Consider the following 13437-nt stretch of genomic DNA (forward strand, 5'->3'; position numbering starts at 1 on the left):
CTGTGGACACCGACCCGCAAGGACGATTTCTCGCGCTGATGCGGTTAATGCGTCGTAAAGATTAACCCCCCGGCAAGGATTTGCGCCCTTGCGTGAAAGCAGGTCACACGCCACTTCGCCGCCATGCCCCTGAGCGTCACCCTCGCCCTGATTGCTGCTGCCGTGGCGCTGACGGTCTTCGCCGGCTGGCGCGGAGCGAGGCCCTGGGACCCGCGCAAGGGCGTTCGCATGATCCCCTGGCGCATTGTCATGTTGCTGTCCGCGACCGCCGTCTTCATCCTGGTCATCCATCTGGCCGCCCTGATGGGCATGCCTCAGAGAACGTATTGAGCGGAACCATCGCTGGGCTTGAACCCTTCTCCAGTCTATCCCCGAACGATCAGGAGACCGCCATGAGCGACAAGACCCTCACCGCCGCCGAAGCCGAAACCGAGTTCTGGAAACACCTGAAATCATCCAACACCGGCATGCTGGGGCTGGACCGTCCCGGCTATCACAGCCAGCCGATGACCGCCTTCCGCGACGAGGAGACCAGCACCATCTGGTTCTTCACCCGCAACGACACCGACCTGGCCCGCGACGTCTCGGGTGGTGCGCAGGATGCCATGTTTACCTATGGCTCCAAGGATCAGGAAGTCTGGGCCTGTTTCCACGGCAAGCTGTCGATCGATCACGATCAGGGTGTCATCGACCGAAACTGGAACCCGATCGTCGCCGCCTGGTATCCCGAGGGCAAGGATGACCCGCATCTGACCCTGCTGCGCTTCGAGGGCGACGACGGTCGCGTCTGGGTGTCGAAGAAGGGTCCCGTCGGCTTCTTCTACGAAATCGCCAAGGCCAATCTGACCAAGACCACGCCGGATGCGGGCGGCGTCACGGACGTCAATCTGCGCTGATCGGTCGTCGGGGGCTGGTCTCGACTAGCCCCCGAAACACCAGGCCAGCACGGCCTTCTGGGCATGGATGCGGTTCTCCGCCTCGTCCCAGACCAGCGAGCGTGGGCCGTCGATGACGGCGTCTGACACCTCTTCGCCCCGGTGTGCGGGCAGGCAGTGCAGGAAGACCGCGTCGGGCGCGGCCGCGTTCATCAGGGCGTCGTCGACCGTATAGCCATCAAACGCCTCCAGCCGATCCTCATAGTCCCCGTCGCCCATCGACACCCAGGTGTCGGTGACCACGACATCGGCACCCTTCACCGCTTCACGTGGATCGCTGGTCAGGGTCACATGCGCCCCGCCCTTGGCCAGGTCGTGCAGGTCGGGATGGTAGTCCGCCGGGCAGGCCACCTGGAGATGGAAGTCCAGTTTCGCCGCCGCATGCATGAAGCTGTGGCAGACGTTGTTGCCGTCCCCGACCCAGGCCACCGTCTTGCCTGCGATCGGCCCGCGATGCTCCTCAATCGTCAGGATGTCCGCAAGGATCTGGCAGGGGTGCGAACGATCGGTCAGGCCGTTGATCACCGGCACGGTCGAGACCCGCGCGAACCGCTCGACATCCTCGTGGTCATTGGCCCGGATCATCACCGCATCGACCATGCGCGACAGAACCCGCGCTGTATCCTCAACCGGCTCACCACGGCCCAGCTGCATGTCTCCGGCATTGGCGATGATCGACGACCCGCCCAGTTGGCGGATGGCGGCGTCGAAGCTGAAGCGCGTGCGGGTAGAATTCTTCTCAAAAATCATCGCCAGCACGCGATCCTTCGCCGGCGTAGCGGCATCGGCGCGCCCCTTGGGCCAGCCCTGGCGCGCGGCCTTTCGGGCATGGGCGTCATCGAGGATGGCCCGCAGGTCCTCGGCGGACAGGCGGTGGATGTCGAGGAAGTGTCTTGTCATGGTCCAGTCCCGGATTCAGGAGCGATGTCTGTGACAATCAAATATCGGGCTTCGCAAAGCTCGTGGGTCGCGTGATCACTGCCGATCTGAATCTTGGCCAGGGCGGCAATGTCGTCAAATACACCCAAGCGTCCGCTTACCCGAACTCGGCTCGCTGGTAACGGCTCGGACTGGCGAGTTTCGGGCCGGATTACCTGTATGCAATCCTGATTGGACCCGCGGCTGCGGCTCTCAAGCGTGCTGTAGAGGCGCAAGCCAAGACCGGTCGACAAATAGCCCTCTAAAGCCACGGCTTCTGCGGGCTGGCTCGGCAAACTCGACATCGGCGCACAAGCGGCAAGCCAAAGCGCACAGAGCATGATCGCCCCTGCCCGAACGCCAATCCACACGTCAGGCCGCTGCCATCTTGCCGCGCGCGACCACGCACGCCTTTTCGAACCGCTCGACCACCTCGCGCGCCTCGTCCAGCGTCAGGTTCAGCGGCGGCAGTATGCGCACCAGATTGTCGCCGCCACCCGCCACCAGCAGATGCGCCTCGTCCCGCGCCCAACCCATGAACTCGCGGTTGTTGGGGATGAGCTTGACCCCCATCAGCAGGCCCTTGCCGCGCACCTCGACGATGACGTCGGGATAGCGGTCCTTCAGCCCGTTCAGCTGCTGTTTCAGATAGCCCGCGATCTCGTTGACGTTGGCCAGGGTCTCTGGCTTCGAGACTTCGCCGAACGCCGCCAGTCCGACCGCCATGGCCAGCGGATTGCCGCCAAAGGTCGAGCCATGCACGCCCGCGACCATGCCGCTGGCCGCCTCGGTCGTCGCCAGACAGGCTCCGATGGGGAAGCCGCCGCCCAGCGCCTTGGCGATGGCCATGATGTCGGGGGCCATGCCGCCCCACTCATGCGCCCACAGCTTGCCGGTCCGGCCCATACCGCACTGGACCTCGTCGAAGATGATCAGCACGCCGTGCTCGTCGCACAGCTCGCGCAGGCCCCGCAGGCAGACCTCGGGGATGGCCCGGCATCCGCCCTCGCCCTGCACCGGCTCGACGATGATGGCGGCCGTGGTCGGGTTGGCGATGGCGGCTTTGATCGCGTCGTGATCGCCGAACTTCAGCTGGTGAAAGCCCTCCATCGGCGGACCGAAGCCGTTGGTATAGCTGGGGTTGGCGGCGGCATTGATCGCGCCATAGGTCCGGCCGTGGAAACTGCCGTCGAAACCATAAATGTCGATCCGCTCGGCATGGCCCTTGGCCGAGTGATATTTGCGTGCCGTCTTGATCGCGCACTCGACGGCTTCGGTGCCGGAGTTGGTGAAGAAGACCACATCGGCGAACGACTTTTCGCACAGGGCGTCGGCCAGTGCCTCCTGGCCCGGGATGCGGAAGATGTTGGACACGTGCCACAACTTCTCGGCCTGATCCTTGACGGCCTGAACCAGCACGGGATGAGCATGGCCCAGGGCATTGGTCGAAATGCCCATGACGCAATCCAGATATTCGGTCCCGTCCTTGGCCCACAGACGTGCGCCCTGACCGCGATCGACCTCCAGCGGCGCGCGGTTGTAGACACCCATCAAATGTTCGGTGGACACGGAACAGACCTCCAGAAGCGCGACGGCCCCGGCGCGGGAGGCGGCGGGACCGTTAGAAAAAAGGGTCAGACCTTGTCGAACGCAGGGGCCACATAGTCAACACCGCGTGCGGGGACTTCAGGGGCGCGATGCCGCCGCGTCCGCATCTGGCGAACCCGCTGGCGGTATGGCCCATTCCCCGCGCCAGTCGTAGGACAGCTCGACGCAGTGGCGATAGCCACCGTCCGGCCAGCGCCCGACGGCATGCAACGTCAGGGGACGCCCCAGACGCACCCGCCCCAGAACCAGCCAGGCCTCTTCGGCACTGGGGCACAGGGCGCGGCTCAGGCCACGCCCGCCGCCTTCCGGGGTGATCGTATAGACGCTGGTCTCGCGTGCGCCGTCCGGCAGGGCGCCTCGCACCGCATCAGGCCCGCCACGGCGGATATCCGCCGAGCCGCGGTTGGATGTGGAGATGATCCGCCGCACGCTGATCGCGCCGAACAGGCCTCGATCCGCCTCCAGCGTCACGCCGCGCGTCAGGGCCTGGGTGACACGGTTGGAGGCGTCGAAAGCCAGATAGCGCGTCTCGGCCATGGCCGGCCCGGCAATAGAGACGAAGGCCAGAAGCGGGATCAGGATGCGTTTCATCAGGCTTGATCCTCAATGCATGAGGCGAAACGGAGGCACGTCGCCGTGCCTCCGTACCGATATCACTAGTCCAGCGTGCGCTTGATCTCTTCGACGGTGAAGCACTCAATGTAGTCGCCGACCTTGATGTCGTGGAAGCCCTGGAAATGCATTCCGCACTCCTGGCCCGACGGCACCTCGTTGACCTCGTCCTTGAACCGCTTGAGCGTCGCCAGCGTGCCCAGCTCCAGAACCACGACGTCGTCGCGGATGATCCGGACCTTGGCACCCTTGCGGACCACGCCCTCGGACACCCGGCAACCGGCGATCTTGCCAGTCTTGGAGATGTCGAAGACCTGCAGCACGGCGGCGTTGCCCAGGAAGGTTTCGCGTTGCAGCGGAGCCAGCATGCCCGACAGGACGCCCTTCATGTCGTCCAGCAGGTCGTAGATGATCGAGTAGTAGCGTATCTCCACGCCCTCGCGGTCGGCCAGATCCTTGGCCTGTTTCGAGGCCCGGACGTTGAAGCCCAGGATCGGCGCACCGGCCGACTTGGCCAGCTGCACGTCCGACTCTGTGATACCGCCAGCACCCGAATAGACGACGCGCGCGCGCACCTCGTCGTTGCCCATCTTCTCCAGCGAGCCCTGAATGGCCTCGCCCGAACCCTGGACGTCGGACTTGATGAGGACCGGCAGCTCCGAAATCTTCTTGGAGCCCAGCTTGGCCATCATATCGACCAGGCTGACCTGGTTGATGCCGCCGGTCGCCTTCTCGCGCTTGATGCGGGCACGGTATTCCGTCAGCTCGCGAGCGCGGGCCTCGTTCTCGACCACGGCCAAAGGTTCGCCGGGCGAAGGGGCCTCGTTCAGACCCAGGATTTCCACGGGTACGGACGGACCGGCCTCGCTCAGTTGTTCGCCACGCTCGTTCAGCAGGGCGCGAACGCGACCGAAGCTGGAGCCGGCCACGACCAGATCGCCCTTCTTGAGCGTGCCGCGCTTGACCAGGATAGTGGCGACCGGGCCGCGACCCTTGTCCAGCTTGGCCTCGATGACCACGCCTTCGGCGGTGCGTTCCGGATCGGCCTTCAGGTCCATGACCTCGGCCTGCAGCAGGATAGCCTCGATCAGGCCGTCCAGATTGGTGCGGGCCTTGGCCGAGACCTCGACGATCTGGGTGTCGCCACCCAGGGCCTCGCCGATGATTTCGTACTGCAGCAGTTCGTTGACGACCTTCTGCGGATCGGCATCCGGCTTGTCGATCTTGTTGACCGCCACAATGATCGGGGCTCCGGCCGCCTTGGCATGCTGGATGCTTTCGATCGTCTGCGGCATGACGCCGTCGTCGGCCGCCACCACCAGGATGACGATGTCGGTGACATTGGCACCGCGCGTCCGCATGGCGCTGAAGGCCGCGTGGCCTGGCGTGTCGAGGAAGGTCACGGCGTCGCCCGACGGCGTCTTCACCTGATAGGCACCGATGTGCTGGGTGATGCCGCCGGCTTCGCCCGCCGCCACATCCGTAGTGCGCAGCGCATCCAGCAGCGAGGTCTTGCCGTGGTCGACGTGGCCCATGATGGCCACGACCGGCGCGCGCGGCGTGACCGCCTCATCGTCGATCGCGTCGGACAGGAAGCCGGTCTCGATATCGGATTCCGAAACACGTCGCACGGTCATGCCAAATTCGTCGGCCACCAGCTCGGCCGTATCGGTGTCGATGACGTCGTTGATCTTCATCATCAGGCCCTGCTTCATCAGGAACTTGATGATGTCGACACCGCGAACGGCCATCCGGTTGGACAGCTCCTGCACGGTGATGACGTCAGGGATAACGACTTCGCGCGGACGGTTCGGCGCGTCGGTCGAGCCTCCCTTGCGCTTTTCCTTCTCGCGTTCGCGGGCCCGGCGAACCGACGCCAGCGAGCGCATCCGCTCGGCGGTATCTCCATCACCGGCCAGGGCCGAGATGGTCAGGCGGCCTTCGCGGCGCTTGGGCTCGCCACGTGTGCGCGAGACGGCCTTTCCGGCGTCGGAGAAGCGTTTGTCGCGGTCGTCCTCGCGGCTGACCGGACGGGCAAAGCCGCCGCCGGGCGCACGACTGGGACGCGCAACCTCGGCCTGGGCCGGCGGGGCGTTGGGGGTCGAGCGTCCGCCGGGACCGGTGCGAGCCGTACCCGGACGGGCCGCGCCCGGTGCCGGGCGTGGGTTCAGGGCCGAATAGCGAACCGGCTCGGCAGGCTTGGCACCGGCGGGACGCGCATTGGCGGGACGGTCGGAATAGGATTTCTCGCCACCCCCCATCGCCTCTTCACGGGCGGAGCGGCCACCGAAGGCAGGACGCTCGGCTGGGGCACGCGACGGATTCGGGGCCTTGGGCACACGCTGGCCGAAATTGACCACCGGACGCGCAGGCGGAGCCGGACGGATCGGAGCGGCAGGCGCAGGGGTCGGTGCAGCAGCCACCGGGGCAGGCGCTGGCGTCGGAGCGGCCGCCACAGGCGCAGCCGGCTTGGCGGCAGGTTTTGACGGCGCGGGCGCGGCAGCGGCCAGCTTGGCGGCCTCGGCGCGGGCGGCTTCGGCAGCGGCGCGCGCTGCTGCAGCCTCGGCCTGGGCGGCGTTGGACGCCTGTTCGGCGGCTGCGGCCTGTTCGCGGGCGGCGGCATCGCGGCGCGCCTGTTCGGCGGCCTGGGCACGCGCTTTTTCGGCCTGGGCCTGGGTGGCCAGTTCGATGGCGCGGCGACGGGCTTCCTGTTCCTCGTTGGACAGGCGGCCTCCGGCAGGACCAGTCGAGGGCGCAGGTGTAGGACGCGGCGGCGGGGCAGCCTCGGTCCGCGGACGCGCGACATCAAAGCCCTGCGGACGCTGATGCCCAGGTGTGGCACCCATGCGGCGCTTGGTCTCGACCACCACGGTCTTGGTGCGGCCGTGGCTGAAGCTCTGCTTGACGGTGCCGGCCGAAACCGCTCCCGCCTGGCGTGGCTTCAGGCTCAGAGGCGCGCGCGGTCCCGTCTGGGAGGGGGTCCCGGTCGGAGCCTGCGGTGCGCCTTCGTTGGTCTTGTCGTTCTCGTCAGTCATTCGGTCGCTTTACTCGGGGCAGCAGGACATCCGCCACCCTCTCGTTCAAACACAAAAAGCCGCGCGTCGCCCCGCCCCCTATGAGGGAACGGAACTCCGCCCGTCTGAATCCTTGCTCGGGCCTTCAGCCGCTCCGACACCCCATTCCGTGGGTATCAGCGATCGAAATCCCGCCAGCCGCTCGACCTCTATGGTCCATCGATCGGCCCGCCCGCCTGTCAGCAGGACGGCGTGTATCGCATTTTCCAGCCCAAGGGCCAAACTCAAATCGTCGGCGCTGAATGTGCCGCACACTTTCGGGGGCGGCGACATGTGCCCGGCCAGGGCCAGAAGCTTGCCTCGGCCATCGGCAGAGCCGTCAGACGCCTCCACGATCCAGGCCGCTTTTCCGGCCCGGATATTGGCCAGCGATTTTTCGAAGCCAGAGATAAGCACGCCCTCGCGCCGGGCAAGACCCAGCTGGTCCAGACAGCGCTTGGCCAGCAGGCTTTCGACCGTGTCGGCCAGATCGGCCGCCGGTTTCAGCGGGGCCTTGGCCGCGCGGCTGAACAGGTTCTTCTTGACCGCTGCCTGGATGGAGGCGCGATCGGCGGCGACCCAAAGGCCGCGCCCCGGCAACTTGCGCGCCAGATCGGGGGCGACCGAACCGTCCGGGGCGGCGACGAAACGGATCAGACGAGATTCATCCATGACCTGGTGCGTGACCAGGTCCCGGCGGTCTCTATCGATCGTCGCGTCGCGCAACCCCATGAACGATCCGGTCTCCCATCATGCGTCGCGCGTGTCGTCGGAGTCCTCGGCGAGGACCTCGTCGGCATCGGCGTCGGTGGTTTCAACTTCGGCTTCGGCTTCGGGCGCATCACCGAACACGGCGTCGGCGTCGTATTCACCCTCGGCGTATTGGACCTCTTCCTCGTATTCCGGCTCGGGCGGTTGCGGCAGTTCCGACGCATCGATCCAGCCGGCGGCCACGCGGGCCTGCAGGATCAGCATTTCGGCATCCTCCTGGGCCAGGTTGAAGCTCTCCAGCACGCCGGGCACCTTCACCCGTTCGCCGTTCTTCACTTCATAGCCGCCACGGATTTCGTCGGTGGCCAGATCGGCCAGGTCCTCGACCGTCTTGACCCCACCCTCGCCCAGGGCGACGGCGATGGCACCGGTGACACCCGGTACGGCCAGGACAGCATCCTCGACGCCCAGTTCGACGCGCTTGGCGTCCAGAACAGCCGCCTGTTTGTCCAGGAAGTCGCGAGCACGGGCCTGAAGTTCTTCGGCGGTGTCCTCGTCGAAGCCTTCGATTTCGGAGATTTCATAGGGCTCTACGAAGGCCAGGTCCTCGACCGTGGCAAAGCCTTCGGTGACCAGCAGCTGGGCGATGACCTCGTCCACGTCCAGGGCTTCCTGGAACAGGACGGTACGCTCGCCGAACTCCTTCTGGCGACGCTCGGAATCCTGGCTTTCGGTGATGATGTCGATCTGCCAGCCGGTCAACTGGCTGGCCAGGCGGACGTTCTGGCCGCGACGCCCGATAGCCAGCGACAGTTGCTCGTCGGGGACGACGACCTCAACGCGGTCGGCCTCTTCGTCCAGCACGACCTTGGAGACTTCGGCGGGGGCCAGGGCGTTGACGATGAACGTCGGTTCGTCGGCATTCCATTGGATGATGTCGATCTTTTCGCCCTGCAGTTCGGCGACGACCGCCTGAACGCGCGAGCCGCGCATACCGACGCAGGCCCCGACGGGATCGATGGAGCTGTCGTTCGACAGCACGGCCATCTTGGCACGCGAACCGGCGTCGCGGGCGGCGGCGCGGATCTCGATCACGCCGTCGTAGACCTCGGGCACTTCCTGGGCGAACAGCTTGGCCATGAAGCCGGGGTGCGAGCGCGACAGCATGACCTGCGGGCCCTTGGCCTCGGCGCGGACGTCATAGATGTAGGTGCGGATCCGGTCGCCGATGTTGAACACTTCGCGCGGGATGGAGTCGTTGCGGCGCATGATGCCCTCGCCCCGGCCCAGATCGACGACGGTGTTGCCGTATTCGACGCGCTTGACGGTGCCGTTGACGATCTCGCCGACGCGGTCCTTGAACTCTTCGTACTGGTTGGCGCGCTCGGCGTCACGAACCTTGCCCATGACGACCTGGCGAGCCATCTGGGTCTGCACCCGGCCAAAGTCGAACGGCGGCAGGTCCTCGACATATTCCTTGCCGACCTCGGCTTCCGGATCGCGCTTGGACGCGTCGGTCAGGCGCACCATGGCGCTGTCGTTGAACTCTTCCAGCTCGTCTTCCGGCTGCCAGTCGTCGGCCACGATGGTGACGTGGCGCGTCAGGCTCAGTTCGCCGGTCTTGATGTCGATCTTGGCGCGGATGTCGTGATGAGCGCCGTAACGCGACTTGGCACCCTTCTGGATCGCCTCCTCGATCGCCTCGACGACGACCTCCTTGTCGATGTTCTTCTCGCGCGCGACCGCATCGGCGATCTGCAGCAGTTCAAGACGGTTCGCGGAAACGCCGGCAACAGCCATGTCTTTAGTCCTCGGTCTCGGTTGTATCGTTGTCATTGCGGGCAGCGCGCTTCTCGGCCCCCGCCTTCATCAGTTCGTCGGTCAGCACCAGCTTGGCATCCACCAGCCAGTCGAAGGGGATCAGGGCTGTGTCCTCTTCCCCGTCCAGATCGATGGCGATGTTCTCGCCCTCCGTCCCGGCCAGAATACCCTTGAAGCGCTTGCGGCCCTCGACCATCCGGTCGGTTTCCAGTCGCGCCTCATAGCCTTCGAACAGGTCGAAATCGGACTGGCGCGTCAGAGGCCGATCCACGCCCGGCGACGACACTTCCAGCAAGTACTCGCCCGCGATCGGATCGGCGGCGTCGAAAATCTCGGACACCGCGCGGCTCAGGCGGGCGCATTCCTCGACGGCGATGTCGTGGTCGCTGGGCCGCTCGGCCATGATCTGCAGGCGGCGACGCAGAGTGCCGCCCATCAGCCGCACCCGCACGATGTCGAGACCCAGGCTTTCGGCCACGGGTTCGATCAGCTCCAGCAGAGCGCGGTCTTCGACGGTCTTGGCCTTCAAGGCTCTGGTCTCTCGGGGTCGTAAGCAGGGCAATAAAAAAGCGGCGGGCCATCCGGGGCCGCCGCTTGGAACGACGCCGTTTGACGCCGGTCTAACGATGTAGAGCGCCATATAGCCCTCCCGAACGGCTTTGTCAGCCCCTTCTCGCATCAGGCCGACGACGGTCATTGCCTTCGCTGCCCCGCGCCGCCAGAAAGCGCCGATGAAAATCCACTGGATCGGACTGAACACCACCGGCCGCCTCGGCGTGTCGCGCAAGCCCGACGGGGGCGAGGCCCTCGACGAACAGATGGCCGGCCTGTCGCACGGCATGGTCGATCATGTCATCAGCATGCTGGAGCCCGCGGAGGCCCAGAAGCTCGGCCTGGCCGACGAGGGCGGGGCGGCCACGCGGCACGGCGTCGGCTTTCACAACTTCCCCATTCCCGACCACGGCCTGCCCGCCGATGTCGCCGCCTATCGCAAGCTGGCCCAGGCCATCGACCGGCGGCTGCGCGCGGGACAGGCCATCGTGATCCACTGCCGCGCCGGCCTGGGGCGCGCCCCGTCTCTGGCCATATGTGCCCTGATCGTCGGCGGCATGGACCCGGACGAAGCCGTCCTTCGCGTCGGCAAGGCCCGCGGTCGCCCCGTGCCCGAAACCGACGAACAGTTCGCCTTCATCCGCACCTTCGCCGCCCTGCGCGACTGAAGCTGAATGACCTCCTCCCCTATGGCATTGCGCCTCGCCGCCGTCGTAGCCTTCGCCGCCCTGATGGCCCTGAGCGCCCAGATCGCCGTGCCGATGGTGCCGGTGCCGATGACGCTCCAGACCTTCGCCGTGCTTCTGTCCGGGGCGGTCATGGGTCCGCGCTGGGGCGTGGCCAGCGTACTGCTGTATCTGGCGGCGGCCATGGTCGGCCTGCCCGTACTGTCGGACGCCGCCTCCGGCATTGCGCGCTTCACCGGCCCGACGGCGGGCTATCTGGTCGCCTTCATCCCTGCGGCCTTCCTCGCGGGCTGGCTGGCCCGCAATGGCCGGCTGACGCGGCTGATCCCGGCCACGGCCTGGATGGTGGCGCTGCATCTGCTGATTCTGGCCTGGGGCAGCGCCTGGCTGGCACTGGACGTCGGCATGGAGCCGGCCCTGCGCAACGGGGCCCTGCCCTTCATTCCCGGTGCCGTGATCAAGTCGCTGCTGGTCGTGCTGGCAGCCCGCGCATTGACCCCGGCGCTGGCCCGGTTCGTACCGGTCAGACCCGCCTGAACTCCATGAACAGCGGCGTGGTGTCACCCAGCCGCTTTTCTTCATAGCGGGTGGTGACGTGGTCGTCCCACGGCACGCTCCAGTCGTCGCCCATGCCTTCTTTTGTAGGCGACGGCACCCGCGCCAGCCCCGGCGTTCGCATCAGCCGCTCCAGCGCCCAGCCCGCATAGTCTTCCCAGTCGGTCACGAACCGCACCACCCCGCCGGGCTTCAGCAACCGCGCGATCTCGGCGGCCGTCTCATCCTGCAACAGGCGCCGCTTGTTGTGCCGCACCTTGTGCCAAGGGTCGGGGAACAGGATCATCACCCGGTCCAGCGAGGCGTCCGGCAGGGCCGTCATCACTGCCCGCGCATCGTCGGCATGGACCCGCACATTCTCCAGCCCGCCCTCGTCGATATGCCGCAGGACCGAGGCCACCCCGTTCAGGAACGGCTCGCACCCGATCATCAGCACGTCCGGATGCCGTCCCGCCTGGGTCGCCAGATGCTCGCCCCCGCCGAATCCGATCTCCAGCCAGACACCCTCGGCCCCCGGCATCAGCGCCTGCGGATCGATCGGCCCCGCCGCCGGATCGCGCACGGCAATGCGCGGCAACAGACTGTCGAACAGCGCCGCCTGCTTCGGCTTGATCGGCCGCGCCTTGATACGACCGAAGGAGCGTAGGGGGCGGTGTGTGGGGTCAGGAAGGTCGGACATCGGGGCGCTATACCTCTCCCTCCCCTTCGTGGGGAGAGTGGTCGCGCTGCGACCGGGTGGGAGGACTAGGGCAAATCTGCCTTCTAGCCCGCCAGCGCCTTCAACTGATCCACCAGATCGGTCTTCTCCCAGCCGAAGCCGCCTTCCGCATCCGGCTCGCGGCCGAAATGGCCATAGGCGGCGGTGCGGGCATAGATGGGCTTGTTCAGGCCCAGGTGCTGGCGAATGGCGCGCGGCGTGGCCCCGCCGATCAGGCCCAGCAGTTCGCGCTCCAGCACGCTCTCGTCGATCCGGCCCGTGCGGTGCAGATCGACGTGGATCGACTGGGGCTCGGCCACGCCGATGGCATAGCTGATCTGGATGGTGCAGCGATCGGCAAGACCCGCCGCCACCACATTCTTGGCCAGATAGCGACAGGCATAGGCCGCCGACCGGTCCACCTTGGTCGGGTCCTTGCCGCTGAACGCCCCGCCGCCGTGGGGCGAAGCTCCGCCGTAGGTATCGACGATGATCTTGCGCCCCGTCAGGCCAGTGTCCCCATCCGGTCCGCCGATCTCGAAGATGCCGGTCGGATTGATGTGCCAGACGGTGTTCTCGTCGGTAAAGCCCTCGGGCAGCACCTCCAGGATCAGCGGCTTGACGAAGGCGGCGACCTCATCGGCCCGCCCCACAGCATGCTGGGTCGACAGGACGATGGACGTCGCCCGAACCGGCTTGCCATCCACATACTGGATGGTGACCTGGCTCTTGGCGTCGGGTTCCAGCAGGGTGCCGCCCGCGTGGCGCACCTCGGCCAGTTTCTTCAGGATGGCGTGGCTATAGGCCAGGGTCGCCGGCATCAGTTCGGGCGTCTCGTTCGAGGCATAGCCGAACATGATGCCCTGATCGCCCGCGCCCTCGTCCTTGTTATCGCCAGCATCCACGCCCACGGCGATGTCCACCGACTGGCCGTGCAGATGGTTCTGGAACTCGAAAGTCTTCCAGTGGAATTTGTCCTGCTCATAGCCGATGTCGCGCACGGCGGCCCGCACGGCGGCCTCGATCTCGGCCTCCAGCCCTGCAGCCCAGGTGCCGTTTTCCCAGATGCCCTTGCCGCGGATCTCGCCGGCCAGCACCACCAGATCGGTCGTGCACAGCGTCTCGCACGCCACTCGCGCCTCCGGGTCACGCGCCAGGAACAGGTCCACGACGGTGTCTGAAATCCGGTCCGCGACCTTGTCGGGATGGCCTTCCGAAACGCTTTCGGACGTGAACAGGAAGGTGGAACGGGACAAGGCGGACTCCAGTCGGGCCGAAAGGGCCAGCAG

Annotated in this window: 13 protein-coding genes; 4 read left to right on the plus strand and 9 right to left on the minus strand. The window is 66.4% G+C overall.

Features of this window, described 5'->3' with window-relative positions:
- The first annotated feature begins 123 nt into the window (after positions 1 to 123).
- Positions 124 to 330, plus strand: a complete 207-nt coding sequence (locus AC4PRM_RS03775; RefSeq protein ID WP_373257047.1) for a hypothetical protein — start codon at positions 124 to 126, stop codon at positions 328 to 330.
- A 62-nt stretch (positions 331 to 392) separates the two neighbouring features.
- Positions 393 to 896: a pyridoxamine 5'-phosphate oxidase family protein gene (locus AC4PRM_RS03780; RefSeq protein WP_492038849.1), complete on the plus strand. Its 504-nt coding sequence runs from the start codon at positions 393 to 395 to the stop codon at positions 894 to 896.
- A 24-nt stretch (positions 897 to 920) separates the two neighbouring features.
- Here the strand turns inward: AC4PRM_RS03780 and argF are convergent, their stop codons facing one another.
- The 7 genes from argF to rimP form a co-directional block, all read right to left on the minus strand.
- Positions 921 to 1835, minus strand: a complete 915-nt coding sequence (gene argF, locus AC4PRM_RS03785; RefSeq protein WP_492038850.1) for an ornithine carbamoyltransferase — start codon at positions 1833 to 1835, stop codon at positions 921 to 923.
- A gap of 390 nt (positions 1836 to 2225) precedes the next feature.
- The gene (locus AC4PRM_RS03790) at positions 2226 to 3422 is read right to left on the minus strand and encodes an aspartate aminotransferase family protein (RefSeq protein ID WP_492038851.1); all 1197 of its coding nucleotides are present in this window, start codon (positions 3420 to 3422) and stop codon (positions 2226 to 2228) included.
- A gap of 117 nt (positions 3423 to 3539) precedes the next feature.
- Positions 3540 to 4052: a hypothetical protein gene (locus AC4PRM_RS03795; protein ID WP_492038852.1), complete on the minus strand. Its 513-nt coding sequence runs from the start codon at positions 4050 to 4052 to the stop codon at positions 3540 to 3542.
- A gap of 65 nt (positions 4053 to 4117) precedes the next feature.
- Positions 4118 to 7108 (minus strand): translation initiation factor IF-2, encoded by a 2991-nt coding sequence (gene infB / locus AC4PRM_RS03800; RefSeq protein WP_492038853.1) that lies wholly within the window; start codon positions 7106 to 7108, stop codon positions 4118 to 4120.
- Positions 7109 to 7186: 78 nt separating this feature from the next.
- On the minus strand, positions 7187 to 7858 hold the full coding sequence (locus AC4PRM_RS03805) for an RNA-binding protein (protein WP_487921075.1): 672 nt from the start codon (positions 7856 to 7858) through the stop codon (positions 7187 to 7189).
- Between the two features lie 18 nt (positions 7859 to 7876).
- Positions 7877 to 9637 (minus strand): transcription termination factor NusA, encoded by a 1761-nt coding sequence (gene nusA, locus AC4PRM_RS03810; RefSeq protein WP_492038854.1) that lies wholly within the window; start codon positions 9635 to 9637, stop codon positions 7877 to 7879.
- Between the two features lie 4 nt (positions 9638 to 9641).
- The gene (gene rimP, locus AC4PRM_RS03815; protein WP_373257039.1) at positions 9642 to 10187 is read right to left on the minus strand and encodes a ribosome maturation factor RimP; all 546 of its coding nucleotides are present in this window, start codon (positions 10185 to 10187) and stop codon (positions 9642 to 9644) included.
- 202 nt (positions 10188 to 10389) lie between these two features.
- Here rimP and AC4PRM_RS03820 point away from each other — a divergent pair, with 202 nt between their 5' ends.
- Both AC4PRM_RS03820 and AC4PRM_RS03825 read left to right on the plus strand, forming a co-directional pair.
- On the plus strand, positions 10390 to 10878 hold the full coding sequence (locus AC4PRM_RS03820; protein WP_373257038.1) for a protein-tyrosine phosphatase family protein: 489 nt from the start codon (positions 10390 to 10392) through the stop codon (positions 10876 to 10878).
- A 6-nt stretch (positions 10879 to 10884) separates the two neighbouring features.
- A complete protein-coding gene (locus tag AC4PRM_RS03825) occupies positions 10885 to 11433 on the plus strand; it encodes a biotin transporter BioY (protein ID WP_492038855.1) in 549 nt (182 codons plus the stop codon).
- Here the strand turns inward: AC4PRM_RS03825 and trmB are convergent.
- Together trmB and metK are read right to left on the minus strand one after the other, a co-directional pair.
- On the minus strand, positions 11420 to 12130 hold the full coding sequence (gene trmB / locus AC4PRM_RS03830) for a tRNA (guanosine(46)-N7)-methyltransferase TrmB (protein ID WP_492038856.1): 711 nt from the start codon (positions 12128 to 12130) through the stop codon (positions 11420 to 11422). The genes AC4PRM_RS03825 and trmB overlap by 14 nt on opposite strands.
- 83 nt (positions 12131 to 12213) lie before the next feature.
- Positions 12214 to 13404, minus strand: a complete 1191-nt coding sequence (gene metK / locus AC4PRM_RS03835; protein ID WP_492038857.1) for a methionine adenosyltransferase — start codon at positions 13402 to 13404, stop codon at positions 12214 to 12216.
- Positions 13405 to 13437 lie beyond the last annotated feature (33 nt).

This window comes from Brevundimonas sp. DW-iso22 (assembly GCF_058725425.1).

Excerpts from the sequence above, each read along its gene's own strand:
- AC4PRM_RS03775 (WP_373257047.1), top strand. The coding sequence starts at position 124 with ATGCCCCTGAGCGTCACCCTCGCCCTGATTGCTGCTGCCGTGGCGCTG.
- infB (WP_492038853.1), bottom strand. The coding sequence starts at position 7,108 with ATGACTGACGAGAACGACAAGACCAACGAAGGCGCACCGCAGGCTCCG.
- AC4PRM_RS03825 (WP_492038855.1), top strand. The coding sequence starts at position 10,885 with ATGACCTCCTCCCCTATGGCATTGCGCCTCGCCGCCGTCGTAGCCTTC.
- AC4PRM_RS03795 (WP_492038852.1), bottom strand. The coding sequence starts at position 4,052 with ATGAAACGCATCCTGATCCCGCTTCTGGCCTTCGTCTCTATTGCCGGG.
- AC4PRM_RS03805 (WP_487921075.1), bottom strand. The coding sequence starts at position 7,858 with ATGGGGTTGCGCGACGCGACGATCGATAGAGACCGCCGGGACCTGGTC.
- argF (WP_492038850.1), bottom strand. The coding sequence starts at position 1,835 with ATGACAAGACACTTCCTCGACATCCACCGCCTGTCCGCCGAGGACCTG.
- trmB (WP_492038856.1), bottom strand. The coding sequence starts at position 12,130 with ATGTCCGACCTTCCTGACCCCACACACCGCCCCCTACGCTCCTTCGGT.
- nusA (WP_492038854.1), bottom strand. The coding sequence starts at position 9,637 with ATGGCTGTTGCCGGCGTTTCCGCGAACCGTCTTGAACTGCTGCAGATC.
- AC4PRM_RS03820 (WP_373257038.1), top strand. The coding sequence starts at position 10,390 with ATGAAAATCCACTGGATCGGACTGAACACCACCGGCCGCCTCGGCGTG.
- AC4PRM_RS03780 (WP_492038849.1), top strand. The coding sequence starts at position 393 with ATGAGCGACAAGACCCTCACCGCCGCCGAAGCCGAAACCGAGTTCTGG.